The organism is Mesorhizobium sp. M1A.F.Ca.IN.020.03.2.1 (assembly GCF_004023205.1).
Lineage (GTDB): Bacteria > Pseudomonadota > Alphaproteobacteria > Rhizobiales > Rhizobiaceae > Mesorhizobium.
The window spans coordinates 16626-39667 of record NZ_RZSV01000018.1 but is presented as its reverse complement, the minus strand read 5'-3'; the positions used below and the strand labels follow the sequence as shown (position 1 = coordinate 39667).

The window sequence follows — 23042 nt, the reverse complement described above, 5'->3', positions numbered from 1 at the left end:
GTGTTCAGCGCCGGAACAGCGACTGAACCTCTCCGGCCGTGGACGACGAAGTCTACGCTTGCAAAATCCGCGTGTTTGACGTTTACGTAAAAAGAAGGACGCAGGCCAACCCCAAGTATGGATGGCCTCGCTTCGGCTACGCGACTACGGTTGGGCGCACTGGAGGAGAAGTAGGCACAATGTATCGCGCACCGGTCGAGGACATCGCCTTCACGCTGAAGCAGGTGGCCGGCCTGAAGCCGGCGCTGGATGCCGGCACCTTCGGCGATCTGGGCGAGGACCTTGTCGACGCGATCCTGGCCGAGGCCGGGCGCTTCGCCAGCGAGGAGGTTGCGCCGCTCTACAAGATCGGCGACGAGCATGGCGCGGTGTTGAAGGGCGCTTCCGTCACCACACCGCCCGGCTGGAAGGAGCTTTACCGGCGCTGGATCGAAGGCGGCTGGAACGCGCTGTCCGGGCCGGCCGAATATGGCGGCCAGGGCTTGCCGACCATGCTAGCCGTCGCCGCGCTCGAAATGTGGAACTCCGGCGCCATGGCCTTCGGCATCGGCCCGACACTCACCATGGGCGCGGTCGAGGCGCTCGACAAGCACGCCTCCGAGGCGCTCAAGGCCAAATACCTCGCCAAGCTCGTCTCGGGCGAGTGGATGGGCACGATGAACCTGACCGAGCCGCAGGCGGGCTCGGACCTCGGCGCTCTGCGCACCCGTGCCGAGCCTGCCGGCGACGGCACCTACCGCATCTTCGGCCAGAAGATGTTCATCACCTATGGCGAGCACGATTTCACCGACAACATCGTGCATCTGGTGCTGGCTAGGCTGCCCGACGCGCCCGCCGGCACGCGCGGCATCTCGCTCTTCCTGGTGCCGAAGTTCCTGGTCGATGACGATGGCTCGCTCAGCGCCCGCAACGACGTCTTCTGTTCCAGCCTCGAGCACAAGTTCGGCATCCACGCTTCGCCGACCTGCACCATGATCTATGGCGACGGTTTTGCGGGCATGACGCCCGGCGCCATCGGCTGGCTGGTCGGCGAGGAGAACAAGGGGTTGGCCTGCATGTTCACGATGATGAACAACGCTCGTCTCGCGGTGGGCATGCAGGGCGTTGCAGTGGCCGAAACTGCCACGCAGAAGGCGATCGCCTATGCCAATGAGCGCCGGCAGGGCAAGGCATCTGATTATTCAGGGTCCGGCATGGCGCCGATCGCCCATCACCCGGACGTGCAGCGCAATCTTCTCACAATGCAGGCGCTGACGCAGATCGCGCGTGCTATCGCCTATTCCTGCGCGCACGCCATCGACCGTGCCCGTGTCGCCGAGGGCGAGGCCGCCGCCAACTGGCGCGACCGCGCCAATCTCTTGACGCCGCTGGCAAAAGCCTTTTCGACCGATGTCGGCGTCGAGGTCGCTTCGCTGGGGATCCAGGTGCATGGCGGCATGGGCTTCATCGAGGAGACGGGCGCGGCGGCGCTCTATCGCGACGCCCGCATCGCGCCGATCTATGAAGGCACCAACGGCATCCAGGCGATCGACCTCGTCTCGCGAAAACTGCCGCTCGGCGGCGGCGCGCACGTGCATCGCTATATCGGCGAATTGAAAGCGATGGCCGATGCGGTGCGCACCTCCAACATCGAAGGTTTTGGCCGCACCGCCGACAATCTCGATCGCGCGCTTGCCGATCTCGACGAGGCAACGCGCTTCTTGCAAAGGCTGTTGGCCGACGGCAAGGCCGATGCCGCGATGGCCGGCGCCACGCCCTATCTGCGCCTAATCTCGCTCGCCGCCGGCGGCGCTTATTTGGCGCAAGGCGGCCTAGCCGACCGCGGCCGCGTCGCGCTTTGCCGCTTCTTTGCCGAGAACCTCCTAGGCGAGACGCGCGCGCTCAAGGAGCGCGTCATCGACGGCGCCGAAAGCCTCGCCGCCGCCGGCAAGGCGCTGATCGCCTGAACAGCCAGTCAGCCGAAGGAACCGACCGTGACCGACCATATCCTCATCGAGCGCTGGGGCGCCGTGCAGATCATCCGCATGAATCGGCCGGACAAGAAGAACGCGCTGACGCGTGCCATGTATGCGAAAATGTCGGCCGCCCTTTCTGAAGGGGATGCCGACCCGACCGTTCGCGTCCATGTCTTTCTCGGGGTGCCCGGTGCCTTTTCTTCCGGCAACGACCTTGCGGACTTCCTGGTGATCGCCACCGGCGGCGAGGGGGGGAATGAGGTGTGGGATTTCCTGATGGCGCTGGCCAAGGCGGAGAAGCCGATGGTCTCGGGTGTCGATGGCATAGCGGTGGGCATCGGCACCACGCTCAATCTGCATTGCGACCTGACCTTCGCCACGCCGCGAACGCTCTTCCGCACGCCCTTCGTCGACCTCGGCCTCGTGCCGGAGGCCGGCTCGAGCCTGCTCGCGCCGCAGGTCCTCGGCCGCCAGGGCGCCTTCGCGCTGCTCGGTCTCGGCGAAGGCTTTTCGGCTGAGCGCGCCAAGGCCGCCGGCCTGATCTACGACGTGGTCGCGGAAGACGCCCTGGAAGGCGCGGTGCTGGCAGCGGCGGCCGAGATCGCCGCCAAGCCGCCGCAGGCGCTTAAGATTGCCCGCGATCTGATGCGTGAGCCGCGCGAGGAACTCGTCGCCCACATCAAGCTAGAGAGCGAGCATTTCCGCGAGCGGCTGAAGTCCGACGAGGCGCGCGCCGCGTTGTCCGCCTTCATGACCCGCAAGAAAGGCTGAAAAATCTCCGCTCTCGGCGACATCAGGGGTAAAGCCGCGTCTTGTCCCAGCCGCCGCCGTCGTTTCTCGAGAACACGATGCGGTCATGCAGCCGGAACGGGCGGTCGTGCCAGAACTCGATCGTCTCCGGCAGGATGCGGAAGCCCGACCAGTGTTTCGGCCGCGGGATTTCGCCAATCGCATAGCGCGCCGTGTATTCGGCCACCGCCTTCTCCAGCGCGAAGCGGCTTTCCAGCGGCCGCGACTGTTTCGAGGCCCAGGCGCCGATGCGGCTGCCGCGCGGCCGCGTCGCATAATAGGCGTCGGCCTCGGCGTCGCTGACGATCTCCACCGGCCCGCGCACGCGCACCTGGCGGCGCAGCGATTTCCAGTGGAAGCACATCGCCGCCTTCATGCTGCCAAGAATCTCGCGGCCCTTGGCGCTCTCGAAATTCGTGTAGAAGACAAATCCCCTTTCGTCGAACCCCTTGAGCAGCACCATCCGCACATCCGGCATGCCGTCGGCGTCGACGGTTGCCAACGCAACGCCGTTGGGGTCGTTGATCTCGCTCTTGACGGCGTCGTCCAGCCACTCGGCAAACAGCCGGAACGGCTCCAAAGCCTCGGCGAAGTCACCGCTTGTTAACTCGCTTTCGTTCATAGTTTTCCAAATTTTTAACGTTGCGGGAGGAGTTCGCCGATTGTCGCGTATCGCGCAAGCTTTTGACAGCGGGCAATGGAGCGTTATTGCTTCGGCCAGCGCCAAGGCTGCGTTGCTGACATTGGCGCTTCCGCTCGCGGCCTGTGGCGCCGGCGGCTTCAGCCTCGAGAAGGCGGAGGTTGACCGCTCGATCATCACCTCCAGCGCGCCGTCCGCGCCCGCCGTGCCGGCAAGCAGCGACAACGACTCGGACCAGACCACGATCGGCAATGCGGTGTCTTCCGCCGACATCCAGGAGCTCGGCGGCCAGGCGGTGCCATGGGCCAATGCCGGCACCGGCTCCCGCGGCTCGATCACCGAGCTGGTGGAACTCAAGGATGGCGGCTTGACCTGCCGCCGCTTCAACGCGACGCGGGAAAGTTTCGACGGCGTCGCCATGTATCAGGGCGAGCTGTGCATTGCCGACGCCGGAGGCTGGCGCATGCAGGAGTTCAAGGCGCTCTAATTTCAGTGTCCATTGGCATCTTGCACCACTGGAATTTCTTCCTATGCGAGCGCATATAGAGGGCAACTGTGGACCCAATCTCTCTTTCAGGCAGGAAGCATGCGCGACCCCTATGAGGTGCTGGGCGTTGCCAAGAACGCCTCGGCCAAGGAAATAAAATCGGCGTACCGCAAGCTCGCCAAGCAGCATCATCCGGACCAGAATCCGAATGATCCGAAGGCGAAAGAGCGTTTTGCGGCCGCCAACCAGGCCTATGAGATCGTCGGCGACGAGAAGCGCCGCGCAGCTTACGATCGCGGCGAGATCGACGCCGACGGCAAGCCGAGATTCCAGGGCTTCGAGGGCGCGGCCGGTGGCGATCCGTTTGCCGGATTCCGCCGTCAGCAGCGCCCCGGCGGGGCGCATTTCGAATTCCGCACCGGTCGTCCGGGCGGCGATCCTTTCGACGGCAACAGCGACATCTTCAGCCAGATCTTCGGCGAGGCCTTTTCGGGTGGGCGCGGTCCAGGCCGTGGCGACCGTCGCCAGCCGGTCCAGGCGCCTGACCTCAATGTCACGCTGGACATCACCGTCGAAGAGGCCGCCACCGCGGAGAAGGTGACGGCGATGTTCCCTGACGGCCGCAAGATGGCGGTCAAGCTTCCCACCTATGTCGAGGAGGGCCAGACCATCCGCCTGAAGGGTCAGGGCGAGCAGGGGCCCGGCCAGCCGGGCGACGCGCTGGTCAAGATCCACATTCGCCGCCATCCGCGCTATCGCATCGAGGGCCGCGACCTGCATGTCGACCTGCCTATCGAACTCGCCGACGCGGTGCTCGGCGCCAAGGTGGCCGTCGAGACGCCGACCGGCAAGCTCGCGGTCAACGTTCCCGCATGGTCGAGCTCGGACAAGGTGTTGCGCCTGAAGGGCAGGGGCCTGCCGGAAAAAGTAGGTGGCCATGGCGATCTCTACGCCCATGTGCGGCTGATGCTGCCGGAGGGTGGAGACGCCGATCTCGAAGCCCTGATGCGCAAGCGGAAAGGCTGATCGAAGCGGTTTTCTCCTCAAGCCAGTCTGTTTTCGACGCTTGAAGGGGCCCTGTGCCTGTGCGATAGGGCTCCACAAAGCAGACATTCTTGCGGAGAATTGCGCACATGGCGGGTGGACAGGGCCTGATGGCCGGTAAGCGAGGCCTCATCCTTGGCGTCGCAAACAATCGGTCGATCGCTTTCGGCATCGCCAAGGCTTGCGTCGATCACGGCGCCGAAATCGCGCTGACCTATCAGGGCGAGGCGTTCAAGAAGCGCGTCGAGCCGCTGGCGGCGGAACTCAACGCGCATGTCGCCGGCCATTGCGACGTGACCGATCCGGAAAGCCTGGACGCAGTCTTTGCCGACATCGCCAAGCACTGGGGCAAGCTCGACTTCCTCGTCCATGCCATCGCCTTCTCGGACAAGGACGAGCTGACCGGCCGTTATGTCGAGACGACGCGCGATAATTTCCTGCGCACCATGGATATTTCGGTGTTTTCCTTCACCACCATCGCCAAGCGCGCCGAGCCGCTGATGAGCGAAGGCGGCTCGCTGCTGACGCTGACCTATTACGGCGCCGAGAAGGTTATGCCTCACTACAACGTCATGGGCGTCGCCAAGGCGGCGCTCGAGGCCAGCGTGCGCTATCTCGCCGTCGACCTCGGCGCCAAGAAGATCCGCGTCAACGCCATCTCGGCCGGCCCGATCAAGACCCTTGCCGCCTCCGGCATCGGCGACTTCCGCTACATCCTCAAATGGAACGAGTACAACGCGCCGCTCAAGCAGACGGTGACGCAGGAAGAAGTCGGCGATTCCGGCGTCTACTTCCTGTCGGACCTGTCGCGCGGCGTGACCGGCGAGGTCCATCACGTCGATTCCGGCTACCATGTCGTCGGCATGAAGGCGGTCGACGCGCCCGACATCTCGACCGTCAAGGACTAGTTCTCTCCGCCTGTCTATTCGTCCAGGCCCTGGCCCGACCTCCGGAGACCTGATGTATCCGCTCGTCTACATCGCGCGCCACGGCCAGACGCAGTGGAACGCCGAGGGTCGGCTGCAAGGCCAGGCAGATACCGATATCAACGAACTTGGCCGCGAGCAGGCGACGCAAAACGGCCGACGGTTGGCGGACCTTATCGGAAACGCCGCGGATTTCGATTTTGTCGCCAGCCCGATGCGCCGCACGCGCGAGACGATGGAACTGATGCGCGCGGCGATGGGTCTCGACCCGCTCGCCTATCGCACCGATCCGCGCTTGGTGGAGCTAAGCTTCGGCGACTGGCAGGGTTTCACCTTTGCCGAACTCGAAAAGCGTGTCCCGGGTTCGACCAAAAGCCGCCGCGCCGCGAAGTGGGATTTCCAGCCGCCCGGCGAGGGCGCCGAAAGCTACGAGATGCTGCTCGAGCGGATAAAACCCTGGTTCGACGCGCTTCGCCAGCCGACCGTCTGCGTCACCCATGGCGGGGTCATGCGCTGCTTCTTCCGCTTCGTCACCGGCATTTCCAAGCAGGAAGCCGCCAGCCTCGACATGCCGCAGGACCGTATGCTCCGACTCGAGGGCCGCAGCCTGGAGTGGCTGTAAGCCTCTACACCTGGCAACGAATTGATCGTAGCAGTCGGCAATGCTTACCTGTCATGCTCAGCTTACGATTGGGCCGGTTACGACTGCATGTTCTCCAGTTTGATCGATAGATTTCGCCGACGGCCTGAGCTAGGTCGCCCAATTCGCCGCGGGAGGCCCTAGGCGACATAGTCGCAGGAGCGCTGGCAGACACTCTGGCACCAGATTTTCAGCGAGTGGGCGATTTGTTCTGGGTGAGCGACCCAAAGGACCACATGCGCTATCTGTTGAAGTTTCAAACGATGAAAGGAATGACTTTTTCTGCTTGCTGGGGCGTGTCGGTCGACTTTGTGCCCGATTTTCGGCCGTGGAAAACTCACGTGGAAAGGAACGGCAAAGTCGGCCGCCTTTAATCTCTGTATCGACCCCATTGACCTGTCAGGCTCGATTCCAGGCTGGTGTTCTTTCTACGCCAACGATCGTGACTATCATGTCGAACGGGTTGCATTGGCTGCCGTAAAAGCCGCTCGACTGGATTGGTCGAAGATCACTGCATTGGGTGACTTCGCCCACATCTTCGAGCAACGGGCAAAGATGAAGTTCAAACGTTTCTCATTGGAGAATTACGTGCAAACTGACCTGGCATGGGGCCTCATCCTAATCGCTTTGGGGCGGCTGAACGAAGGTCAGCATCGCCTCGACGCATTTTGTCAGCAGTTCGCTATAGCCCCAGGGTCGACTATCCTCGCAAACGCGAAGGATGAAGCCACCAAGATGGCGGCCGGACGACCGGCGCCGTTGTTTGGTTGACTAGGTTGCCAGCTAATTCTAGTCGCTGTCCGGCAGCTGCATATCGGTCACGACATTCTCGCCATTGGTCACGTCGTAGGCGAGGACGATATCCATGCCGGGCTTCAGCGCGTCGAGATCGGTTTCGGCGTTGAGCTTGTAGGACTTTCCGTCGTCCAGCGTCAGCGTCAGCGTGTCCTTGTCGACCTTCTTGATCAAGCCTTCGGTCTGGCCGGCGAACGCGGCAGCGGTGGAAATGAGCAACATGGCGCAGGCGGCGCCAATCAGGGTACGCATCGTCGTCCTCTTTGGTCATTGCGCCGGCATGAGCAACGGCGGATCCTCAACGGCGGATGGAAGAGAGCAGAAACCAACCGAATGTGTCAAAACTAAATCCTCCAGATCACAGATTGATGCATCCGATCACCGTTTGACCGCTGTGGAAAACGCCAATAGAAGGCACGCTTGAACCGGCGAACCGGGTCCGCGCCGGGCAGGGCGTTTTTTCCATGTCTCACAACACCTTCGGCCATCTTTTCCGCGTCACCACCTGGGGTGAAAGCCATGGCGCCGCTATTGGCTGCGTTATCGACGGCTGCCCGCCCGGGATCCGCTTCAAGCGCGAGGACATCCAGGCCGAGCTCGACCGGCGCCGCCCGGGCCAGTCGCGCTTCGTCACCCAGCGCCGCGAGCCGGACGAGGTCAAGATCCTCTCCGGCTTCATCCTCGGCGAGGACGGCGAGACGATGATCACCACCGGCACGCCGATCTCGATGCTGATCGAAAATGTGGATCAGCGCTCCAAGGATTACGGCGAGATCGCCCGCCAGTACCGGCCGGGCCATGCCGATTACACCTATGAGATCAAATACGGGTTGCGCGACCATCGCGGCGGCGGCCGCTCCTCGGCGCGCGAGACAGCAGCCAGAGTGGCGGCCGGCGCGCTGGCACGCAAGGTGGTGCCGGGCATGGTGGTGCGCGGCGCCCTGGTCTCGATGGGTGAAAAGTCGATCGATCGCGCCAATTGGAACTGGAATTTCATCGGCGATGCGGAAAACCCGTTTTTCACCCCCGACCCGGCCTCGGTTCCGGTCTTTGCCGCCTATCTCGACGGCATTCGCAAGGCCGGCTCGTCGGTCGGCGCGGTGATCGAGATCGTCGCCGAAGGTGTGCCGGCGGGCCTCGGCGCGCCGATCTATGCCAAGCTCGACCAGGACATCGCCTCCGGCCTGATGTCGATCAACGCCGTCAAGGGCGTCGAGATCGGCAACGGCTTCGAAGCCGCTCGCATCACCGGCGAACAGAATGCCGACGAGATGCGGATCGGCAATGACGGCAAGCCGGTGTTTTTGTCCAACAATGCCGGCGGCATCCTCGGCGGCATCTCGACCGGCCAGGCGATCGTCGCACGCTTCGCCGTCAAGCCGACCTCCTCGATCCTGACGCCGCGGAAATCGATCGACAAGGACGGCAAGGACGTCGAGGTCATGACCAAGGGCCGCCACGATCCCTGCGTCGGCATCCGCGCCGTGCCGATCGGCGAGGCCATGGTTGCCTGCGCGATTGCGGATCATTATCTGCGCCATAGAGGACAGACGGGAAGGGGAGGAGGGCAGTAAGGCAGCAGGAGAGTATGTTACGTCGCATTCGGCGACGCCAAACTTTTTCCGTTCCCCTACTCCCTTACCGCCCTATTCCCCAAGCGAGCTAGCGAGCGTCCATGCCATACGACCAGAAGAAGATCGTCGAAGCGATCCGCGCTTTCGAGCGCGGCGAGATCGTCGTCGTCATGGACGATGATGGGCGCGAGAACGAGGGCGACCTGATCGTTGCCGCCGTCCACTGCACGCCGGAAAAGATGGCCTTCATCGTCCGCAACACCTCCGGCATCGTCTGCACGCCGATGCTGCGCGAGGACGCAAGGAGGCTAAACCTTGCGCCCATGGTGGCCGACAATGATTCCGCCCACACCACGGCTTTCACCGTCAGCGTCGACTTCAAGCACGGCACCACGACGGGTATTTCGGCGGACGACCGCACGCTCACCGTGCGTAACCTCGCCAATGGCAATGTTGGTGCCTCCGACTTCGTGCGGCCCGGCCACATCTTCCCGCTGATCGCGCGCGAAGGCGGTGTCTTGATGCGCTCGGGCCATACGGAAGCCGCGGTCGACCTGTGCAAACTCGCCGGGCTGCCGCCGATCGGCGTCATCTCCGAACTGGTCAACGACGACGGCACCGTCAAGCGTGGACCTGAGGTGCAGGCTTTCGCCGCGCAGCACGGGCTGAAGCAGGTTTCGGTCGCCGATCTCATCGCCTATCGCCAGCGCAAGGAAACGCTGGTCGAGCGCGTCGCCTGCTCCGACATCGAGACGCCCGGCGGCAAGGCGCAGGTTTTCACCTACACGCTGCCCTGGGATTCCATGCACCATGTCGCGGTCGTCTTCGGCGACATCCGCGACGGCGAGGAGGTGCCGGTGCGGCTGCATTCGGAAGACGTCGTCACCGACGTCTTCGGCACCAGCCACCGCTTGGACCACATCATGAAGGCGATGGGCGAGCGCAAGCGTGGCGTCATCGTCTACCTGCGCGAAGGCTCGGTCGGCGTCGCCCATCAGGAGCGCAAGCGGCCACAAAGCGGCGACCGCGAGGATCACGAAGAGGCGCGCCGGCGCGAGAACGAGTGGCGCGAGATCGGGCTCGGAGCGCAGATCCTCAAGGATCTCGGCATCTCCTCGATCAACCTGATCGCCTCGCGCGAGCGCCACTATGTCGGGCTCGAAGGATTCGGCATTCACATCGCCAAGACGGAAATTCTCTGACGTTTCGGCCGACAGGGCGACGGAGAAAAACGATGGCCGCGCCATTGCCTGTCAGCCAGCAGACCGAACGACTGCTGCTGCGCCGGCCCAAACAGGCGGATCTGGAGTTTCTGGCCGATCTTTTCTCGCGCCCCGAACTGGTGGCGCATCGCCCCGACCCGACGCCGGACACGCCGCAGCAGAGTGCCGCGAGGCTCGCTCGCGACATCGATCATTGGGACAGGCGCGGATTTGGTCGCTGGGCGGTCGAAGCCAATGAGAAACTGATCGGCTTCGGCGGCGTCACCTTATCGAGCGATTTCGATGGGCTGAACCTGTCCTATCATCTTCACCCCGAGACCTGGGGGCATGGCTACGCGACGGAACTGGTCCGGGGGAGCTTGCACGCGGCTTTCGGCCCCTTGCGCGCCGATCGGGTGATCGCACTGGCGCGTCCCGCCAATCCGGCATCGCGGCGCGTGCTGGAGAAATGCGGCTTCGTCTTCGAGCGGGAGATCATGCTCCATGGCGCGCCGACGGGGCTTTACGCAGTCCCGGCGGCGAAGTTCGTTCAAAAGCAGGACATATAGCCAGCCAGAGCCGGATGCATCGGTATCATCCAGCCGGAGCAATCGCCGCTTCGCATTCATTCGGGTCGCAGTCCGGCGTCGCCAGCCGACACTGGCCGGCGAGCACGGTGACCAAAGCGACTGAGCCTGCCGCCACCGACACCCAGAACCCGTTCTGCGGTCCAAAAGTGTCGACCATCCAGCCGGCGGCGAAGGAGCCAAGCGCAATGCCGATGCCGATCCCGGTGGTCACCCAGGTCACGCCTTCCGTGAGCATTGCCGGCGGCACGTGGCGTTCGATCAGGCCAAAGGCGGTGATGAAGGTCGGCGAGATGGCAACGCCGCTGACGAAGACGGCTAGCGCCAGGGTCGGCACCGTGTCGGCAAAAAGCAGCGGCAGCGTGGTGAGCGCGATGACGGCGACCGCTATCGCGAGTTGGCGTTGCAGCGGCGTGCGCAAACTGAGCGCGCCGACGATGATGCCGAGCAGGAAGGATCCCAGTGCATAGACGCCGATGACGAGGCTGGCTGCTTCGGGCTGGCCGAGCTCTTCGGTAATGGCAACGGTGGTGACTTCCGTGGTTGCGAAGGTCGCGCCGACAAAGATCAGCGCGACGGTGATGATCTGCACCGGCCGCAGGCGGATCGCCGAACCGGCCGCGCCATCCTCGGCCGGACGAATGGGCGGTTCCGTCGAACGCTGCAGCAGGAATGCCGCCGAGCCGAAGGCGAGCAGCAAGGTGCTCACCACCATCCCGGCTTCCGGAAACAGCGTGGCACTCAAGCCCACCGACAGCGATGCCCCAGCGACATAGACCAGCTCGTCCGCGGCCGATTCCAAGGCGAAGGCGGTATTGAGCTCGGGGCGGTCGCGAAAAATCTCGGTCCAGCGCGCCCTGACCAGCGCCGGGATGCTGGGCATTAACGCGGCAAGCAGCGCGGATAGGAACAAGGTCCACACCGGCCAGTGCTGGTTGGCCGCGACGATCAAGGTTGCGAAGGCAAGCGCCGAGACAAGTGTCGTCGGCACGGCAATCCGGCTCTGGCCGAGGCGGTCGACCAGCCGCGAGACCTGCGGCGACAGGAAGGCGTTGACCAAAGCGTATGTGGCCGAGACGGCGCCGGCCAGCCAGTACTCGCCATGCGTTTGTGACAGCATCGCCACAATGCCGATCGGCGCCATGGCGATCGGCAGCCGGGCGATGAAGGCTGCCGCGGCGAAGCTCTTCGTGCCAGGAGCCCGAAAGATTTCCGAATATGGGTTTCGCATGGTCCTGTTCCTCGACAAGGGAAAGTGCCGCAATTACATACGCAGCGTATGAATGGCAGATAGTTCATACGTCGCGTATGTCAATTAGCATACGACGCGTATGTGAATAAGGCCAGGAGCCATGCATAAGCCCCGCAAGGAGATGATCGCCGAGACGCGCGCCAAGCTGATCGCGGCCGCGCGCTATGCCTTCGGCACGATCGGCTATGCCGAGGCCTCGATGGACGATTTCACCGCTTCGGCGGGTCTGACGCGCGGCGCGCTCTATCATCATTTCGGCGACAAGAAGGGGCTGCTGCAGGCGGTGATCGCCGAGATCGACGCCGAGATGGCGGCGCGGGTGAACGAGGTGGCCTCGCGGGCGCCTACTCGCTGGCAGCATTTCGTCGACGAATGCACCACCTATATCGAGATGGCGCTTGAACCGGAAATCCAGCGCATCATGTTCAGGGACGGCCCGGCCGTGCTCGGCGATCCGGCTCAGTGGCCCAACGCCAGCGCCTGCACGGCTTCAATGACCGATCACCTGTCAAAGCTGCAGGAGGAGGGCGTCGTCGTTCCCGATCTCGACCCCGAGACCGCAGCGCGGCTCATCAACGGCGCCAGTAGCCAGGCCTCGCAGCGCATCGCCAATGCCAAGGATCCGGAAGCGACGTCGAAGAAGGTTGTGGCGGCGTTCAAGCAGCTGCTGGAAGGCCTGAAAACCAAATAGCATCCGGTCGCGGCGTTCCGGGCAATCACTCGGGTCCGCGCTGCCTCAGACAATTGTCCCCCGCTCAAAATCCCTCCGACATTGACTTTGGCAGGAGCGAGCGCATCCTCTCCCGCCAATTCTCTGAGGCGGAGGGTCGGGGCCATGTGGGACTTCAGCATCGGCCGGTCGGTGTCCATCATGATGCGGACGTGGCCGTTCATCGTCTTTCGCATCATCGTCTATTTCGGCATCACGGTGGCCTACATAACAGCGACCGGCACCGGCGCCAGCGTCGGTTACGGCGTCGGCCACATCTCGACCGATCCGGACGGGCCGATGTCCTTTGCCTTGTGGGGTGGGATCGTCGGCTTCGGCGTGGTCTCGATCGCCGTCTACTGGATCCGCGAATACATTCTCTATGTGCTCAAGGCCGGCCATATCGCCGTCATGGTCCATCTGATCGACGGGCAGGAAGTTCCCGACGGCCAGGGCCAGATCGCCTATGCGCGCGAAGTGGTGACGAAGCGCTTCGCCGAGGCCAACATCCTTTTCGTCGTCGACCAGCTGGTGAAAGGCGCCATCCGCGCCATCACCGGGCTGATCGGCGGCATTGCTGCATTCCTACCCATTCCAGGCTTGAGCGGTCTGGTGAGCTTCATCAACACCGTGATCCGCCTGTCGCTGACCTATGTCGACGAGATCATCCTCGGCTACAACATCCGCACCAATTCCAACTCGCCTTTCGAGACCGCCAGGCAAGGCGTCGTGCTCTATGCGCAGAACGGCAAGTTGATGGTCAAGAACGCCGTCTGGCTGGCGGTGATCATGTGGGGTGTTTCCTTCGTCATCTTCCTTTTAATGCTGGCGCCCGCCGCCGCGATCCTCTGGGCCATGCCGGGCCAGCTTGCCGGCTGGGCCTTCGTGTTGGCCATCGTCTTCGCCTGGGCCTTCAAGGCGGCTTTCATCGAGCCCTTCGCCATCGCTTCGCTGATGCAGGTCTACTTCGCCGCCATCGAGGGCCAGGTCCCCAATCCGGAATGGGACCGGCGCCTGGCCGAAGCCTCGTCCAAGTTCAGGGAATTGCGCGACAAGGCGCTCAGCCCCTTCGGCGGCTCGCGCTGGGATTCGCCAAGGACCGCTTGACTAGAGTCAGAGGAGATGCCCCGCCAATGGAAGGATCGCCGCCAGCATCTGGCGCGAACGCCAGCCTAGCAGCGGCCTTGTCAAGCTACTTGGGCGCCGCGAGTGCTCGGGCGAGCTATTCACGTGCAGGGCTGGCGTCAGGAGTGCTTGAGTTAGCGCGGTCCATATGCGCCCCAGTAACGCCACCGGCAGGTAGCGTATCGATGTTTGACGCCGCAGAGAACACCGTCGACGATCAACGCTAGATCGCCGATGCTCGGCTTCTATCGAGATAAATTTGTCGCAACCGCCGGGTGACTACGCCCGGCAGCCCGTTGCCGATCGGCGCACCATCCATCCTGACCACCGGGTTCACCAGCCCGGATGATGACGTTGAAAACGCCTCCGTCGCAAGTCTGGCCTCTACTACCGTGAATGGGCGCTCCTCCACCCGCAGATGAAGTTCACTTGCGCACTGCAGAACGACTGCCCGGGTAATCCCGTGCAGGATATCGCTCGAGAGATCCCGCGTGACGATCGTCCCATCCGAAGTCACGATATGGGCGTTGTTGGAAGAGCCTTCCGTGACGTAACCATCCCTCACTAGCCATGCGTCATCGGCGCCGCGTGATTTCGCCTGCATTTTGGCCATGGAGGGATACAGGAGTTGCACCGTTTTGATGTCGCAGCGCCGCCACCGGAGATCTTCCACGGTTATGACGTGCTGGCCGCGTATGGCGACCGGATTTTCGACAAGTGCCTTCTCTTGTGTGAAGAGCACCACGGTGTTCGGCGTATCCCGAGTAGGAAATATGAAATCGCGGTCGGCCGCGCCCCGGGTGATCTGCAAATAGACAAGTCCCTCGGATACATTGTTCCGTCCAATGAGCTCCCTGTGGATCTTCAAAAGATCTGCTTCGGTCAGGGAGAACGGCATATCGAGCTCACGGAGCGATCGCCGCAGGCGCGCCATGTGACTGGCAAAATCGACGAGCTTGCCATCAAGAACGAGCGTGACCTCATAGACTCCGTCGGCGAACAGGAAGCCCCGATCGAAGACCGAGATACGGGCCTCGCTTTCCGGTAGATAGGATCCACTCACATAGACTTGGCGCATTGATAGACCTCAAAAATGCAGACCACGCTCACGGCCTTGAGCGAAACTATTGAACTCTTGTCAGGGTGCAGGCCTAGGCAGCTTTAAGCGCAATAGCGGCGCTGCCATCCTGCACCCCTCGACTGCGAAAACGCTATTCGCCAGACAGCAGGCGGCTAAGGTCAGGCACAGCCCCGAGAAATTCGTCGGTTCACTCCACAGCGCTTCGCAGCGCGGCGACAAAGGCATCAAGATCGCGCTTAAGCATGTAAATGTGTGGCGAAACCCGCAAACCCTCGACGTGCTCGACCTTGCGGTATTTCACGTGGACCTGGTGTTTCTCGCGAAGGTCGCGCTCGAGTTGCTGCATGTCGATGCTGTCGATCGAAAACAGACTTATCGCAGCGAGGCTGTCCGTGTCGGTCGGCGTATGGAGCCTGAAACCGGGAATGTCCTGGACGAGACCTACCCAATATCGGGTGAGTTCGCGCAGTCGCGCATGCATCCGTTCCGCGCCGATCGCCTTGTGGAATTGAATTGCGGGCGCGATTCCTGCCTGGACAGCGGAATTGTAGGTGCCGAGATTCCAATGGTCGAATCTGTCTATGTGCACCGCGGGCTGGTCGAAAGGTGCAAGCAATGGCCAGGTGGTATCGATCCGGCGTTCGCTGACGACCAGCATCCCGTTGCCGATAGGAGCACCGAGCCACTTGTGCAGGCTGGTGACAAAAAAATCGCAATCGAGTTCGCGGAAGCTGACCGGCATCTGAGCAAAAGTCTGGGCACCGTCGACGACAGTCATGATGTCGCGCTCCCGCGCGATCTCGCAGAGCCGGTTCACCGGCAGGACACGCCCGTTCCAGTGGTACATGTGAGTCAGCTGCAGGACGCGGGTACGCGGGGTCATCGCCTGAACATAGGATTCGATGATGTCGTCGTCGCTGTCCATGAGGTCGAAGGTGCAGTTTACAACCTCGATGCCCTCGCGCTGTTGCCGCTGCAGCCAGCCCGCACGAACGCTGGGGTAGTCCCAAGGCGAGATCAGCACTTGATCGCCCTTAGTCAGCGGTATTCCGAAGATCGCTGTCGAAAGACCCTCCGACGAATTCCGGTTCAGCGCGATCTCTCCGGGGCTGCAATCGATCAGTTCCGCCAGCTCGCGTTTGATATGAGGAAGTGCTGTGTCGAGCTTGCTCCACATATTGTAGTCGGGATTGCGACTGATGAAGCGGTAGGCGTCAACCGTCGCTTCCTCGACAACAGTCGGTGGGGGACTGACCGCGGCGTTGTTCAAGTTGAGGAGTGGTTCTTGCGGCGGGTATTTTGCGCGGATGCGCTCCCATTCCGCTTCGTCCTCATGTTCGGCGGACCGATCTATTGCAAAAAAATTCATGGGAACGCGCCGGGTCTCATCTATGGCCCGACAATAAGCGCCGTAGCCCAGCTCAATCTGCCTATTCACATGAGAAGACAGAATTTAATTGCGAACGCCGGTGAATTCGCGAGACGTTGAAGCCCGAGAACGACATCGCTTGGCACAGGGTTAGCCGTGAGGAAGCGAGTGCGGAGATCCGGCCCAATCACGCCAAGAAGAACCGTCACGTTGTCAAGCGATGCGCGAACAATCCCCGGTTTCTGAGAGCGGGCAACGACGGTCAGGCCTGCCAATGCGCCATTGCGCAAACGCGAAGCGCGATGGCGCGTTGCGGTTGGTGCGGGTCTATGGAACGCCGAGCGGTTCTAAGGCTTCAATCGTTCTCCGAGACGAGCGATCGCCGATTTGAGCGGCGCCTCGCCGGCGCCGCAAAAGGTCTCGCTCATCACCAGCTCGGGCAGCGGCAGGCGCTTGCCCCAGCCATGCGCTTCGAGGTCGGGCCTTGGCGCGAATTCCGAGACGCGGCCGACGCAGAGATAGGCGATCGGCGTGACGTGCTCGGGGATCGACAGCAGTCGCTTCAGCGCTTCGGGCTCGATGATGCTCACCCAGCCAACCCCGACGCCTTCCGCCCGCGCCGCGAGCCAGAAATTCTGCACCGCGCAGACGGTGCTGTAGAGGTCCATCTCCGGATTGTGCCAGCGCCCGAGCGGCGAGTTCTTCGAGCGCTGGCGGTCGCAGGTGATGCAGAGGTTGAGCGCGCTTTCGCAGATGCCCTCGAGCTTCAGCTTGCGGTAGAGCGCCCGCCGCTCCACCTCGATCGCCGGCAGTTCCTGTTCGCGCGCGGCGAGGAAAAGGTCGCGCACCTGCCGCCGCCTTGTGGCGTCCCGGATGATGATGAAGTTCCAGGGCTGCATGTAGCCGACCGACGGCGCGTGGTGTGCCGCGGTGAGCAGCCGCGCCAAAACGCCGTCGTCGAGATCGTCGGTAAGGAAATGGCTGCGCACGTCGCGCCGGGTGAACATGGCCCGGTAGACGGCGTCGCGCGCCAATTGGTCAAAGTCATCGCCGCCGGCGGCGGCTGTTCGTGCCTGCATCGCTTGTCCCCTTGCGATAAGCAGTCCTCCGCCTGACCATGCGGATGACCATGTCTGCCGGGCCGGTCTTCTGGCTCGGGATCGACCCGCATCCGGCGCCTTCCCGTCTGGGACAGTGGCGTTTGCCGGCGCGGTCCCCCTCACAGCGTTGGGCACGCCACGGATTTCAACCGTGTTCCCGATTCTCCCGCGTTGCGGGCACCAGGCAGCGACGCGACCTTATCGCGAAGCCGAGGCCGGGCCAATGCCGCCAGCGACACGATTGGGCGCGATTTCCCCAATCATTCGGCGCTGAAACATGGCTATCCGTGCGACAGGTGCCTAGATTAGGCGCCATGACCACTCGTCTTTACACTCATCCGGTATTCCTGGAACACCTCACGCCGCCCGGCCACCCCGAGCGGCCCGACCGTTTGCGCGCCATCGAGCGCGTGCTCGACGACGAGGCTTTTTCGGCCCTCGACCGCGTCGAGGCGCCGGAAGGCGACGAGGCGACTATCCTTTACGCGCATCCGGAGGATTTCGTCGGCCGTGTCCGCGCTGCGATTCCCGAGACGGGGATCGTCTCGATCGATGCCGACACCAGCGCCAGCCCGAAAAGCTGGCAGGCCGCGGTGACGGCGATCGGCGCGGCGAACGCCGCCGTCGACGATGTGTTCGAGGGCCGTGCCGCCAATGTCTTCGTTGCCGCGCGTCCGCCCGGCCATCACGCCGAAAAAGCGACCGCGATGGGCTTTTGCCTGTTCAACACCGCGGCGATCGCCGCCCGTTATGCGCAGGAGAAGCATCTGGCCGAGCGCGTCGCCATCGTCGATTGGGATGTGCATCACGGCAACGGCACGCAGGACATTTTCTGGGACGATCCGTCGGTGCTCTATTGCTCGACCCACCAGATGCCGCTTTATCCGGGCACCGGTGCCAAGAGCGAGACCGGCGCCGGCAACATCGTCAACGCGCCGCTTGCGCCGAGCACCGGCAGCGACACGTTCCGCGACGCCTTCCTGTCGCGCGTGCTGCCGTCGATCGACGCCTTCCAGCCGGATCTGATCATCATTTCCGCCGGTTTCGATGCGCACCATCGCGATCCGCTGGCCGCGATCAACCTGACCGAGGATGATTTCGACTGGGCGACCGGCCAGCTGATGGAGCGCGCCGGGCGCCACAGCGGCAACCGGCTCGTCAGCCTGCTGGAGGGCGGTTACGATCTGCAAGGATTGGCATTTTCGGTCGCCGCCCATGTCGGGCGGCTGATGAAGGGATGAATGATGGCTGATGAAGCTAACCAAGACGTCAAGGCGATGAGCTTCGAACAGGCGCTCGACGCGCTGGAGAAGATCGTCGATGATCTGGAGCGCGGCGACGTTCCGCTCGACCAGTCGATCAAGATCTACGAGCGCGGCGAGGCGCTGAAGGCTCATTGCGACCGCTTGCTCAAGGCCGCCGAGGACAAGGTCGAGAAGATCAGGCTCTCGCGCGACGGCAAGCCGGTTGGAACGGAGCCGCTCGACGCCGAGTGAGGTGTATTGATATTCAGGTGAGGCCGCCTGCAAACGCGGCTTTCTGCGGTTCCGGTGCTCACGTCCTTCAAGTACGCTCCGGTCCGGTTCTCGGAACCCGCCATTTTCGGCTCGGTCTGACCTGAATCTCAACACACCTCGGTGCACAATGTCAGACCGGTTCGGGCAGAAAGCAGGTAAGGAGTTAAAGCATGTGCCGAAACATCAAGACCCTGTTCAACTTCGATCCGCCGGCGACCGACGACGAGGTCCATGACGCGGCGCTGCAGTTCGTTCGCAAGCTGAGCGGCGCGACCAAGCCGTCCAAGCGCAACGAGCATGCCTTCAACCACGCCGTCGAGGCGATCGCCGCCGCCGCGCGCGAGCTGCTTGACAGCCTCGAAACCACCCAGCATCCGCGCAACCGCGAGGAAGAGGCCGCCAAGGCGAAGGCCCGATCCGCGCTCCGCTTCGCCTGACGCCGGTCATGAGCTTCTTTCCGGGCAACGATCCTGAGGCCGGCGACGCCTTCGCCTGCGACCAGATCGAGTTGATGGTCATTCCGAACGCCAAGGACATTGGCGGCTTCGAGGTTCGCCGCGCCTTGCCGACGGCGAAGCGCAGGCTGGTCGGTCCGTTCATCTTCTTCGACCGCATGGGTCCGGCCATCCTGCGCGCCGGCCATGCGATCGACGTGCGCCCGCATCCGCATATCGGGCTTTCCACCGTCACTTATCTGTTCGACGGCAAGATCAGGCATCGCGACTCGCTCGGCACCGAAATGGTGATCGCGCCGGGCGACGTGAATTTGATGACCGCCGGCCGCGGCATCGTTCATTCCGAGCGCACGCCCGAGGAATTGCGCGGCGCGCCGATGTCGATTTCCGGCCTGCAAACCTGGCTGGCGCTGCCGGACAGCAAGGAAGAAATCGCCCCGGTGTTCGCGAACACGTCGGTCGTCCAACTGCCCGAAATCGATGCCGAGGGCGTTAGCGGCCGCGTCGTCATCGGCGAATTTTCCGGGCTGCGCTCGCCCGTCGCGACCGCCTCGGAAACGCTCTATGCCGATCTGCGGCTGGCGGCGGGCGCCAGCGTCAAAATCCCCGGCGACGCCGAGGAACGCGCCATCTACACGCTGGAGGGCGAGGTTTCGATTGCCGGCGACCGTTTCCCGGCCGAGCGGCTTTTGGTGTTCAAACCGGGCGAGGAAATCGTCGTGTCGTCCGAGCGCGGCGCGCATTTCATGCTGTTCGGCGGAGCGTCGCTGGGCTCCAAGCGCTATATCTGGTGGAATTTCGTTTCGTCCTCGAAAGAACGCATCGAGCAGGCCAAGGAAGAATGGAAGACGGGCCGCTTCGATATCGTTCCTGGCGATGAGGAAGAATTCATTCCGCTGCCGGAAGGTTAGCGCAGGATGGACATTCTGCGCCAGGCGCGTCACTGACACGCATTTACATTGGCGCGCCGTCAGCCTATCTCGCGCATAGCAAAGCGCATATTTGAAGGTTAACCCAAGGTTAAGTTGACAGGCCGTCCCAGAGTGAACCCGAAGCCTGACACGCCGCTCCTCGACAAAGTCCGCATCCCCGCGGATTTGCGGACGCTTGATGAAAGCGAGCTGCCGCAGCTGGCGACCGAACTGCGCGCGGAGCTGATCGATGCGGTGTCGCACACCGGCGGCCATCTTGGCGCCGGTCTCGGCGTCGTCGAGCTTACGGTTGCGCTGCACTATGTCTTCAACACGCCGGAAGACCGGCTGATCTGGGACGTTGGCCACCAGGCCTACCCGCACAAGATTCTGACCGGCCGCCGCGACCGCATCCGCACGCTTCGCCAGGAAGGCGGTCTCTCCGGCTTCACCCGGCGCGCAGAGAGCGAATACGACCCCTTCGGCGCAGCGCATTCCTCGACTTCGATTTCGGCCGGCCTCGGCATGGCGATGGGCCGCGACCTTGCGGGCGGCCGCAACAATGTCATCGCCGTCATCGGCGACGGCGCCATGTCCGCCGGGATGGCCTATGAGGCGATGAACAACGCCGGCGCGCTCAATGCCCGCCTGATCGTCATCCTCAACGACAATGACATGTCGATCGCCCCGCCGACCGGCGCGATGAGCGCCTATCTGGCGAGGCTTGCCTCCGGCAAGACCTATCTCGGCCTGCGCGATTTCGGCAAGAAGCTGACCTCCTATCTCGGCAAGCGCGCCGACAGCGCCATCACCCGCGCGGTCGAGCATGCGCGCGGTTACGTCACCGGCGGCACGCTGTTCGAGGAGATGGGATTCTTCCACATCGGCCCGATCGATGGACACAATTTGGAGCACCTGATCCCGGTGCTGAAGAACGTCCGCGATAATGGCGACGGTCCCATTCTGATCCATGTCGTCACCCAGAAGGGCAAGGGCTACGCGCCGGCGGAGGCCGCCGCCGACAAGTATCACGGCGTCAACAAGTTCGACGTCATCACCGGCGCGCAAGCGAAAGCGCCGGCCAACGCGCCGAGCTACACCAAGGTCTTCGCCGAGAGCCTGATCCAGGAGGCGCGCGAGGACGAACGAATCGTGGCGATCACCGCCGCGATGCCGAGTGGCACCGGCCTCGACCTCTTCGGCGAGGTGTTCCCGGCCCGAACCTTCGATGTCGGCATTGCCGAGCAGCACGCGGTGACCTTCGCCGCCGGCCTCGCCACCGAAGGCTACAAGCCCTTCGCCGCCATCTATTCGACCTTCCTGCAGCGCGCCTACGATCAGGTGGTGCACGACGTGGCAATCCAGAAACTGCCGGTGCGCTTCCCGATCGACCGCGCCGGCTTCGTCGGCGCCGACGGCGCCACGCACTGCGGCGCCTTCGACACGACCTTCCTCGCCTCGCTGCCTGGCTTCGTCGTCATGGCCGCCGCCGATGAGGCGGAGCTTCGCCATATGGTGCGCACGGCAGCCGACTACGACGGCGGCCCGATCGCCTTCCGCTATCCGCGCGGCAACGGCGTCGGCGTCGACATGCCGGAGCGCGGCTCAGTGCTCGAGATCGGCAAAGGCCGCATTCTCAAGGAAGGCACCAAGGTGGCGCTGCTCTCGTTCGGCACGCGGCTGCAGGATTGCCTGCTGGCCGCCGAGGAGCTCGGCGCCGCGGGCCTTTCGACCACCGTTGCCGACGCTCGCTTCGCCAAGCCGCTGGACGAGGATCTCATCCGCCGCCTGGCGCGCTCGCATGAGGTTCTCGTGACGGTCGAGGAGGGCGCGGTCGGCGGCTTCGCCAGCCAGGTGCTGCATTTCCTCGCCCATGAAGGCCTGTTGGAAAACGGCCTCAAGGTGCGCCCGCTGGTCTTGCCGGACGAGTTCACCGATCACGCCAAGCCTGAGAAGATGTATGCCGACGCGGGCCTCGACACGACCGGCATCGTGCGGACGGTCTTCGCCGCACTCGGCCATGGCATGCAGGCGCAGCGCGCCTGAATCGAAACCTCAGCTCTCCGATTGAGTTTGCTGGCTGCGGCTGCAACTGTTTGTTTACGTTTTCATTTGGCCGTTCGGTTACCTTGTCTTTTGGCCGATTTTCAACGGGCGCCCTGCTAAAACCCTGGTCCTAGGCAGGGGATAAGAACAATGAATTCGTTCCTTTGCGGCATGGCCCTGCTGAGTGCCATGGCCGCGCCGGTGGCAGCCGAAACGCGTTACGACCGCAACCTCGAAAAGGCGGTGATGGACATCGTTGCCGGCAAGATGGGCAACATCCGCGGCGGCTTCTCCTACAAGCAGGCTCCCCAACTGGTGGTTCCGCAGGAAGCCGCGCCGACGGCGCCGGCTCCTGCTGAGCCGCGCGAGCAAGCCTCCCACAATGACGGCCTGATGCCGGCGGTCGAGCGCCCGGTCTCGCGGACTATTTTCTAAAACCACATATCGCGCACGCAGCGGCCGTCGCGCGGCAGGTCGTCGAACGTTTCGAGGCCGTCGAAATGCTCGATCGGCAGGTCGGCGACCGCCTCCGGCGGGGCCAGCCTGACATTGACGGCGATGCGAGTGCGGCCGCTCGAGCCGGGAAGCAACCCGCGCCAGGCGAGCACACAGGCGCATTTCGGACAGAACAGGATTTCCAGCGCGGGCTCGGCCACCTCGACCCTCCTGTAGGAGCTCGTCGGACCTGCGATGCGGATGCGCTCGTCGACATAGTCATAGGCCCAGAGCGTGCCGTAGCGGCGGCAAAGGGTGCAGTTGCAGGCGGTGATCGATCCCGGATCGCCTTCCAGCGTCCAGTGAGCGGCGCCGCAATGGCAGGTTCCCTTCAGCATGGCTC

The 23042-nt window shown here is 63.4% G+C and carries 25 protein-coding genes and 1 riboswitch; of the genes, 18 read left to right on the top strand and 7 right to left on the bottom strand.

Annotated elements, in window-relative coordinates; translation table 11 throughout:
* The first annotated feature begins 179 nt into the window (after nt 1-179).
* Together EOA79_RS05405 and EOA79_RS05400 are read left to right on the top strand one after the other, a co-directional pair.
* Nucleotides 180-1946: an acyl-CoA dehydrogenase gene (locus EOA79_RS05405; protein ID WP_095823817.1), complete on the top strand. Its 1767-nt coding sequence runs from the start codon at nt 180-182 to the stop codon at nt 1944-1946.
* A gap of 27 nt (nt 1947-1973) precedes the next feature.
* Nucleotides 1974-2726 (top strand): crotonase/enoyl-CoA hydratase family protein, encoded by a 753-nt coding sequence (locus tag EOA79_RS05400; protein WP_128292930.1) that lies wholly within the window; start codon nt 1974-1976, stop codon nt 2724-2726.
* A 22-nt stretch (nt 2727-2748) separates the two neighbouring features.
* Here EOA79_RS05400 and pdxH read toward each other — a convergent pair whose 3' ends face one another.
* Nucleotides 2749-3366, bottom strand: coding sequence for a pyridoxamine 5'-phosphate oxidase (gene pdxH / locus EOA79_RS05395; RefSeq protein ID WP_095800897.1), 618 nt, complete (start codon nt 3364-3366; stop codon nt 2749-2751).
* 40 nt (nt 3367-3406) lie between these two features.
* On the opposite strand from pdxH, the gene EOA79_RS05390 reads away from it, so the two are divergent.
* The 5 genes from EOA79_RS05390 (at nt 3407) to EOA79_RS05370 (ending at nt 7252) form a co-directional block, all read left to right on the top strand.
* Entirely contained in the window at nt 3407-3871 is a 465-nt protein-coding gene (locus EOA79_RS05390) for an RT0821/Lpp0805 family surface protein (RefSeq protein ID WP_067327836.1), read from the top strand.
* Between the two features lie 99 nt (nt 3872-3970).
* On the top strand, nt 3971-4897 hold the full coding sequence (locus EOA79_RS05385; protein ID WP_127335152.1) for a J domain-containing protein: 927 nt from the start codon (nt 3971-3973) through the stop codon (nt 4895-4897).
* A 107-nt stretch (nt 4898-5004) separates the two neighbouring features.
* Nucleotides 5005-5823 (top strand): enoyl-ACP reductase FabI, encoded by an 819-nt coding sequence (fabI, locus tag EOA79_RS05380; RefSeq protein WP_059186698.1) that lies wholly within the window; start codon nt 5005-5007, stop codon nt 5821-5823.
* Between the two features lie 52 nt (nt 5824-5875).
* A complete protein-coding gene (locus tag EOA79_RS05375) occupies nt 5876-6463 on the top strand; it encodes a histidine phosphatase family protein (RefSeq protein WP_095823815.1) in 588 nt (195 codons plus the stop codon).
* A 327-nt stretch (nt 6464-6790) separates the two neighbouring features.
* A complete protein-coding gene (locus EOA79_RS05370) occupies nt 6791-7252 on the top strand; it encodes a hypothetical protein (protein ID WP_127335153.1) in 462 nt (153 codons plus the stop codon).
* Nucleotides 7253-7270: 18 nt separating this feature from the next.
* Here EOA79_RS05370 and EOA79_RS05365 read toward each other — a convergent pair whose 3' ends face one another.
* Nucleotides 7271-7528, bottom strand: coding sequence for a DUF1344 domain-containing protein (locus EOA79_RS05365; protein ID WP_066998075.1), 258 nt, complete (start codon nt 7526-7528; stop codon nt 7271-7273).
* A gap of 212 nt (nt 7529-7740) precedes the next feature.
* On the opposite strand from EOA79_RS05365, the gene aroC reads away from it, so the two are divergent.
* The 3 genes from aroC (at nt 7741) to EOA79_RS05350 (ending at nt 10621) form a co-directional block, all read left to right on the top strand.
* Nucleotides 7741-8850 (top strand): chorismate synthase, encoded by a 1110-nt coding sequence (gene aroC / locus EOA79_RS05360; RefSeq protein WP_095823814.1) that lies wholly within the window; start codon nt 7741-7743, stop codon nt 8848-8850.
* Between the two features lie 101 nt (nt 8851-8951).
* On the top strand, nt 8952-10052 hold the full coding sequence (gene ribB / locus EOA79_RS05355; protein ID WP_067327840.1) for a 3,4-dihydroxy-2-butanone-4-phosphate synthase: 1101 nt from the start codon (nt 8952-8954) through the stop codon (nt 10050-10052).
* 32 nt (nt 10053-10084) lie between these two features.
* Entirely contained in the window at nt 10085-10621 is a 537-nt protein-coding gene (locus tag EOA79_RS05350; RefSeq protein ID WP_095823813.1) for a GNAT family N-acetyltransferase, read from the top strand.
* A gap of 25 nt (nt 10622-10646) precedes the next feature.
* Here EOA79_RS05350 and EOA79_RS05345 read toward each other — a convergent pair whose 3' ends face one another.
* Nucleotides 10647-11870 carry an MFS transporter gene (locus EOA79_RS05345; RefSeq protein WP_127335155.1) on the bottom strand — a complete coding sequence of 408 codons (1224 nt, stop codon included), beginning with the start codon at nt 11868-11870 and terminating at the stop codon, nt 10647-10649.
* 121 nt (nt 11871-11991) lie between these two features.
* Between EOA79_RS05345 and EOA79_RS05340 the strand changes: the two genes are divergently transcribed.
* Entirely contained in the window at nt 11992-12582 is a 591-nt protein-coding gene (locus EOA79_RS05340; protein WP_095823811.1) for a TetR/AcrR family transcriptional regulator, read from the top strand.
* A 144-nt stretch (nt 12583-12726) separates the two neighbouring features.
* On the top strand, nt 12727-13707 hold the full coding sequence (locus EOA79_RS05335) for a hypothetical protein (RefSeq protein ID WP_095823810.1): 981 nt from the start codon (nt 12727-12729) through the stop codon (nt 13705-13707).
* Nucleotides 13708-13948: 241 nt separating this feature from the next.
* On the opposite strand, the gene EOA79_RS05330 is transcribed toward EOA79_RS05335, so the two are convergent.
* From EOA79_RS05330 to bluB, 3 genes are all read right to left on the bottom strand, one after another.
* Complete coding sequence (locus tag EOA79_RS05330) at nt 13949-14803, bottom strand: D-amino-acid transaminase (RefSeq protein WP_128292929.1); 855 nt, start codon at nt 14801-14803, stop codon at nt 13949-13951.
* Nucleotides 14804-14993: 190 nt separating this feature from the next.
* Nucleotides 14994-16175, bottom strand: a complete 1182-nt coding sequence (locus EOA79_RS05325; protein WP_095823808.1) for an aminotransferase class V-fold PLP-dependent enzyme — start codon at nt 16173-16175, stop codon at nt 14994-14996.
* Nucleotides 16176-16522: 347 nt separating this feature from the next.
* Nucleotides 16523-17254, bottom strand: a complete 732-nt coding sequence (gene bluB / locus EOA79_RS05320; protein WP_067327847.1) for a 5,6-dimethylbenzimidazole synthase — start codon at nt 17252-17254, stop codon at nt 16523-16525.
* A 42-nt stretch (nt 17255-17296) separates the two neighbouring features.
* Nucleotides 17297-17475, bottom strand: a riboswitch (cobalamin riboswitch).
* Between the two features lie 114 nt (nt 17476-17589).
* Here bluB and EOA79_RS05315 point away from each other — a divergent pair.
* The 6 genes from EOA79_RS05315 (at nt 17590) to EOA79_RS05290 (ending at nt 22639) form a co-directional block, all read left to right on the top strand.
* Nucleotides 17590-18516 (top strand): histone deacetylase family protein, encoded by a 927-nt coding sequence (locus EOA79_RS05315; protein ID WP_066998053.1) that lies wholly within the window; start codon nt 17590-17592, stop codon nt 18514-18516.
* A 3-nt stretch (nt 18517-18519) separates the two neighbouring features.
* Nucleotides 18520-18771, top strand: a complete 252-nt coding sequence (locus EOA79_RS05310) for an exodeoxyribonuclease VII small subunit (RefSeq protein WP_095778033.1) — start codon at nt 18520-18522, stop codon at nt 18769-18771.
* Nucleotides 18772-18962: 191 nt separating this feature from the next.
* On the top strand, nt 18963-19229 hold the full coding sequence (locus EOA79_RS05305) for a DUF2277 domain-containing protein (protein ID WP_066998050.1): 267 nt from the start codon (nt 18963-18965) through the stop codon (nt 19227-19229).
* An 8-nt stretch (nt 19230-19237) separates the two neighbouring features.
* The gene (locus tag EOA79_RS05300) at nt 19238-20158 is read left to right on the top strand and encodes a pirin family protein (protein WP_095777992.1); all 921 of its coding nucleotides are present in this window, start codon (nt 19238-19240) and stop codon (nt 20156-20158) included.
* A 132-nt stretch (nt 20159-20290) separates the two neighbouring features.
* Nucleotides 20291-22204 (top strand): 1-deoxy-D-xylulose-5-phosphate synthase, encoded by a 1914-nt coding sequence (dxs, locus tag EOA79_RS05295; RefSeq protein WP_095823807.1) that lies wholly within the window; start codon nt 20291-20293, stop codon nt 22202-22204.
* A gap of 150 nt (nt 22205-22354) precedes the next feature.
* Nucleotides 22355-22639, top strand: a complete 285-nt coding sequence (locus tag EOA79_RS05290; RefSeq protein WP_067327851.1) for a hypothetical protein — start codon at nt 22355-22357, stop codon at nt 22637-22639.
* On the opposite strand, the gene EOA79_RS05285 is transcribed toward EOA79_RS05290, so the two are convergent.
* The gene (locus EOA79_RS05285; protein ID WP_095823806.1) at nt 22636-23037 is read right to left on the bottom strand and encodes a GFA family protein; all 402 of its coding nucleotides are present in this window, start codon (nt 23035-23037) and stop codon (nt 22636-22638) included. The genes EOA79_RS05290 and EOA79_RS05285 overlap by 4 nt on opposite strands.
* Nucleotides 23038-23042: the final 5 nt, after the last annotated feature.

What these genes read in the sequence shown, in the direction of transcription:
- EOA79_RS05350 (WP_095823813.1), top strand. Translation starts at nt 10,085, where the DNA reads ATGGCCGCGCCATTGCCTGTCAGCCAGCAGACCGAACGACTGCTGCTG.
- EOA79_RS05345 (WP_127335155.1), bottom strand. Translation starts at nt 11,870, where the DNA reads ATGCGAAACCCATATTCGGAAATCTTTCGGGCTCCTGGCACGAAGAGC.
- EOA79_RS05285 (WP_095823806.1), bottom strand. Translation starts at nt 23,037, where the DNA reads ATGCTGAAGGGAACCTGCCATTGCGGCGCCGCTCACTGGACGCTGGAA.
- EOA79_RS05300 (WP_095777992.1), top strand. Translation starts at nt 19,238, where the DNA reads ATGAGCTTCTTTCCGGGCAACGATCCTGAGGCCGGCGACGCCTTCGCC.
- aroC (WP_095823814.1), top strand. Translation starts at nt 7,741, where the DNA reads ATGTCTCACAACACCTTCGGCCATCTTTTCCGCGTCACCACCTGGGGT.
- fabI (WP_059186698.1), top strand. Translation starts at nt 5,005, where the DNA reads ATGGCGGGTGGACAGGGCCTGATGGCCGGTAAGCGAGGCCTCATCCTT.
- EOA79_RS05335 (WP_095823810.1), top strand. Translation starts at nt 12,727, where the DNA reads ATGTGGGACTTCAGCATCGGCCGGTCGGTGTCCATCATGATGCGGACG.
- pdxH (WP_095800897.1), bottom strand. Translation starts at nt 3,366, where the DNA reads ATGAACGAAAGCGAGTTAACAAGCGGTGACTTCGCCGAGGCTTTGGAG.
- EOA79_RS05325 (WP_095823808.1), bottom strand. Translation starts at nt 16,175, where the DNA reads ATGAATTTTTTTGCAATAGATCGGTCCGCCGAACATGAGGACGAAGCG.
- EOA79_RS05375 (WP_095823815.1), top strand. Translation starts at nt 5,876, where the DNA reads ATGTATCCGCTCGTCTACATCGCGCGCCACGGCCAGACGCAGTGGAAC.
- EOA79_RS05385 (WP_127335152.1), top strand. Translation starts at nt 3,971, where the DNA reads ATGCGCGACCCCTATGAGGTGCTGGGCGTTGCCAAGAACGCCTCGGCC.
- EOA79_RS05310 (WP_095778033.1), top strand. Translation starts at nt 18,520, where the DNA reads ATGGCTGATGAAGCTAACCAAGACGTCAAGGCGATGAGCTTCGAACAG.
- ribB (WP_067327840.1), top strand. Translation starts at nt 8,952, where the DNA reads ATGCCATACGACCAGAAGAAGATCGTCGAAGCGATCCGCGCTTTCGAG.
- EOA79_RS05305 (WP_066998050.1), top strand. Translation starts at nt 18,963, where the DNA reads ATGTGCCGAAACATCAAGACCCTGTTCAACTTCGATCCGCCGGCGACC.
- EOA79_RS05315 (WP_066998053.1), top strand. Translation starts at nt 17,590, where the DNA reads ATGACCACTCGTCTTTACACTCATCCGGTATTCCTGGAACACCTCACG.
- EOA79_RS05290 (WP_067327851.1), top strand. Translation starts at nt 22,355, where the DNA reads ATGAATTCGTTCCTTTGCGGCATGGCCCTGCTGAGTGCCATGGCCGCG.
- EOA79_RS05405 (WP_095823817.1), top strand. Translation starts at nt 180, where the DNA reads ATGTATCGCGCACCGGTCGAGGACATCGCCTTCACGCTGAAGCAGGTG.
- bluB (WP_067327847.1), bottom strand. Translation starts at nt 17,254, where the DNA reads ATGCAGGCACGAACAGCCGCCGCCGGCGGCGATGACTTTGACCAATTG.
- EOA79_RS05340 (WP_095823811.1), top strand. Translation starts at nt 11,992, where the DNA reads ATGCATAAGCCCCGCAAGGAGATGATCGCCGAGACGCGCGCCAAGCTG.
- EOA79_RS05330 (WP_128292929.1), bottom strand. Translation starts at nt 14,803, where the DNA reads ATGCGCCAAGTCTATGTGAGTGGATCCTATCTACCGGAAAGCGAGGCC.
- EOA79_RS05365 (WP_066998075.1), bottom strand. Translation starts at nt 7,528, where the DNA reads ATGCGTACCCTGATTGGCGCCGCCTGCGCCATGTTGCTCATTTCCACC.